The 4,180-nt window shown below is 52.9% G+C and carries 3 protein-coding genes; all 3 read right to left on the bottom strand.

The genetic code is table 11. The annotated features are described in order from the left end of the window. On the bottom strand, positions 1 to 489 hold a 489-nt coding region (locus tag ACO6V1_RS22640; protein ID WP_422468731.1), incomplete at its 3' end, for an ankyrin repeat domain-containing protein. After that, entirely contained in the window at positions 461 to 1,681 is a 1,221-nt protein-coding gene (locus ACO6V1_RS22635; RefSeq protein ID WP_422448119.1) for an ankyrin repeat domain-containing protein, read from the bottom strand. The genes ACO6V1_RS22635 and ACO6V1_RS22640, both read right to left, overlap by 29 nt. Positions 1,682 to 1,853: 172 nt before the next feature. Beyond that, positions 1,854 to 4,013, bottom strand: coding sequence for an ankyrin repeat domain-containing protein (locus ACO6V1_RS22630; protein ID WP_422448117.1), 2,160 nt, complete (start codon positions 4,011 to 4,013; stop codon positions 1,854 to 1,856). Positions 4,014 to 4,180: the final 167 nt, after the last annotated feature.

Below are 4,180 nucleotides of genomic sequence, written 5' to 3'. Positions count from 1 at the left end.
TACGTCCGCATTGTTGACCGGGTTGGAGTAGTGAATGTTGGCACCTTGTTGACACAGGTACATGACGGTATCCAGATGACCATACTCTGATGCAGTCCAGAGTGCGCTGCCAAGGCTCTGGTATTCCACATTAACGTCAGCCCCCTGCTCAACAAGGTACTTCACTACATCAATATTGACTTTGCTGCCTCTGTCAAGCAGGTATGCCACGGTATCCATACTGCCAGCGCTGGCCGCCCAATAGAGTGGCGAACCCGACCCGGCATCTTGAAGTCTTGCGCCCTTGCTGTCCAGAAATTTGACCAGTTCCAAGTGCCCCCGGCCGCAGGCCTGACACATTGGGGTTTCCTGGCCCATGCAGTGGGCGTGAATGTCTGCGCCCTTGTCCAGTAGCCACTCTACTGCTTCTATGGAGCCACTGCGGGCTGCAGAAGAGATCGGGGAATAATAACCTTCCTCATCAATGTTGATGGCCAGCCCTGCTGGCAATGTAATCCATCATCACCTTTTTACCACCCTCAGCAGCGCGGCGGAATAGGGTGGTGCCAAGGTCAGGAGCATCAATTCTCAGCTTATAACGCTCAAGCAAGTACTCCACCAGTTTGCAACTGCCAGAATAGGCCGCAGCCTCGATGGGGTGGTGTCCTTTCCGGGTGATGGCGTTGATGTCCGGGCCGCCGGCATTGATGTCCGCTCCCTGGTCAAGCAGATATTTGACCGTTTGCAGGTTGCCGCTGCGGCAGGCAGCCCAGATCAGGGTTTTGGCACCGGTTTCGCCATGGCTATTGTTTGCACCTCGCTCAAGCAGTAACCTGACCAGCTCAAAATGGCCGCAGATTGCCGCAGCATAAACCGGGGTATGTTGCCCGGTACTCTGGTTATCAATGTCCTCGCCCCGATTGAGCAGATACTCTACGATTCTGGAAAACCCCATTTTGGCGGCATGGTGAATCGGGGCATCCCTGCCCGGGCAAGCGATTTGCAGATAGGCACCGTTCATTTCCAGAAACGCCACCAGATCCTGGTGGCCACCATTAATGGCCCAGTACAGTGGCGAATTGACGCCTGTGGTGCTGCCAGCCTGTATGTCGGCATGATGTGCCAACAGAAACTTGATTATCTCCCGACGCCCGGCAGCGGTTGCTACTGACAAAGGTGCATGGAGAGGGTTACTGGCCTCAAGGTGTGACCCCGAAGACAGCAGAAACTTTACCACTTCAAGATTGCCAGCCAATGCGGCCAGCCAGATTGGGGTGTACCACGATCCTTTCTCAACAGCCATGGGCAGTAGGGCGGCAACAGAGGGGTCTAACCCGATAATGTTGACTGATTGCTGATCCAATGTCGCAATCTGGCTGGAGAGGTTGCAATTAACATCGGCACCCTGTTGAAGCAATGCTGAAATGGCGTTAATTTCTCCATGCAAAATTCCAGACATCAATTGCCATTGCCAGTCTTCCGGCAGGGGCGTAGGGGTATACTGCCCTGATGGCGCGATGGTTCGGTCTTTCAGGGCGGTAGCGGCGACAGGGCTGTTGTGGGCAGGGGCAGCCTCTTTTGGCAAGGCAGGAAGAACCGGGGCCGATGACTTATCGGTGGCATCAAGGCCAGAAGGCTTTTTGTCGGTGGATATGCCGGTGAATGCACTCTGGCCATCAGGACTGGAAACTGCACCATACATTTTTTTGATCCTAATTCAGTTTTTATAAACCTACTTGACATTTATCTGCCCTTTTTTATCCCTCCCCGGACAATTATTTTTATATGGAACTACTAATGTATCAAAAAAGTGACTGATTCCTTGGCAGTAAAGATAGGGAAACTTTTTGGCTTCATTAGCCCAAACTTTCATTTCACTCATTTTTTGACTCATCAAGGATAAGCGCTTCCGGGCTTCCGGCAGGAACTGCTGCTGCAATCTGTTGTTGCAGGAATTGAACCACCTCCTGATGGTTCCCTTGCCTGGCAATGGAAAGTACGTCCGCATTTTCAGCCGGGTTGGAGTAGTGAATGTTGGCACCCTGTTGACACAGGTACATGACGGTATCCAGACGACCAGACTCTGATGCAGTCCAGAGTGCGCTGCCAAGACTCTGGCATTCCACATTAACGTCAGCCCCCTGCTCAACAAGATACTTCACCACATCAATAGTGCCTCTTTGTGCCGCTAACCAGAGAAGGTCGGAGATGTCAGGCCTGGGGTTAGCACTGAAATGGGTCTTGAATGCGCCGAGCAGGTACTTTATTGCGTTCAGTTGGCCTCGACAGGTCGCTTCAGTGAGTGCCATAGAGATGTGTGACGGCTTGATATGCTGCAGTATCGCCTTATTTTCAAACAGGTACTCCAATACGGGGCAATGACCTCCGTTTGCGGCGACATTGAGCAAAAGGTCTGCTTCAATTATTGCGGATTTATGTACCAGATATTTGACCAGCCGAAGGTGCCCTTGCGCTGCGGCCTCGACGACAGGCGTAGTGCGCCCGCTATCGTTGGCATTAACATTGACGCCCCTGTCAAGCAGGTATGCCACGATATCCATACTGCCAGCGCTGGCCGCCCAATAGAGTGGCGAACCCCACCCAGTACCTTGAAGTCTTGCGCCCTTGCTGTCCAGGGATTTGGCCAGTTCAAAGTGCCCCCAGGCGCAGGCCTGGCATATTGGGGATTGATGGCCTCGGCAGTGGGCGTGAATGTCTGCGCCCTTGTCCAGTAGCCACGCCACCGCTGCGATGGAGCCGCTGCGGGCTGCGGAAGAGATCGGGGAATAGTAACCCTTCTCATCAATGTTGATGGTTGTCCTGCTGGCAATATAATCCATCATCACCACCTTGCCTCCCTCAGCAGCGTGGCGGAATAGGGCGGTGCCAAGGCCGGGAGCATCAATTCTCAGCTTATAACGCTCAAGCAGGTACTCCACCAGTTGCCAACTGCCAGAATAGGCAGCAGCCTCAATAGGGGAGGTTTTTTTCCAGGGGCAGGTATTACTGTTGATGGCGTCGAAGTCCCCGCAACCGGCGTTGATGTCCGCCCCCTGGTCAAGCAGATATTTGACCGTTTGCAGGCTACCGCTGTAACAGGCTGCCCAGATCAGGGTATTTTCACCGGTTTCACCATGGCTATTGTTTGCGCCTCGCTCAAGCAGTAACCTGACCAGCTCAAAATGGCCGTTGAATGCCGCGGCATAAACCGGGGTATGCTTCCCGGTACTCTGGTTATCAATGTCCTCGCCCCGATTGAGCAGATACTCCACGACTCTGGAGGATCCTACTTTGGCGGCATGGTGAATCGGGGCACCCCTGCCCGGGCAACCGATTTGCAAACGGGCACCGTTCTGTTCCAGCAACGCCACCAGATCCTGATGGCCACCTTTAATGGCCCAGTACAGTGGCGAATTGACACCTGTGGTGCTGCCAGCCTGTATTTCGGCATGATGCTCCAGCAGAATCTGGACTATCTCCCGATGCCCGGCAGCGGCAGCTCCTGTCAGTGGTGCATGGAGAGGGTTACTGCACTCAAGATGTGCCCCCGAAGACAGCAGAAGCTTTACCAATTCAGGATTGCCAATTGTTGCGGCCAGCCGGAGTGGGGTGTATTGCGATTCTTGCTTAAAAACCCTGGCCAGTTGGGCGGCAATTGAGGGGGCTACCCCGCTAATGTTGACAGGTTGCTGATCCAATGTCGCAAGCTGGCTGGAGAGGTCGCAATTCACATCGACACTCTGTTGAAGCAATGCTGAAATGGCATCAATTTCTCCGTTCAAAATTCCAGACACCAATTGCCATTGCCAGTTTTCCGGCAGGGGCTGTAGGCTATGATGCCCTGATGGTGCGATGGTTCTTTCTATCAAGGCAGTGGCGGAGGCAGGGCTGTGGGCAGGGGACGTCTCTTTTGGCAAGACAGGAAGAACAGGAGCTGACGACTTATCGGTGGCATCATGGCCAGAAGGCTTGTTGTCGGAGGATGTGCCGATGAATGCACCCTGACCATCAGGACTGGAAACTGCACCATACATTTTTTGATCCCAATTCAGTTTTAACAGTACCGTTGGACATTTATTTCCCCTTTTTTATCCCCCCCCGGACAATTATTTTTATATGGAACTAATGTATTAAAAAAGTGACTGATAACTGATAAATAAAGAATGAGTTGTGAAAGAGAGGAACTTTTACAAGAAGGCGT

It is taken from the genome of Endozoicomonas sp. ALC013, from assembly GCF_049310205.1.
Lineage (GTDB): Bacteria > Pseudomonadota > Gammaproteobacteria > Pseudomonadales > Endozoicomonadaceae > Endozoicomonas.
The sequence above is the reverse complement of the archived record's forward strand: the minus strand, read 5'-3'. Positions and strand labels throughout refer to the sequence as shown.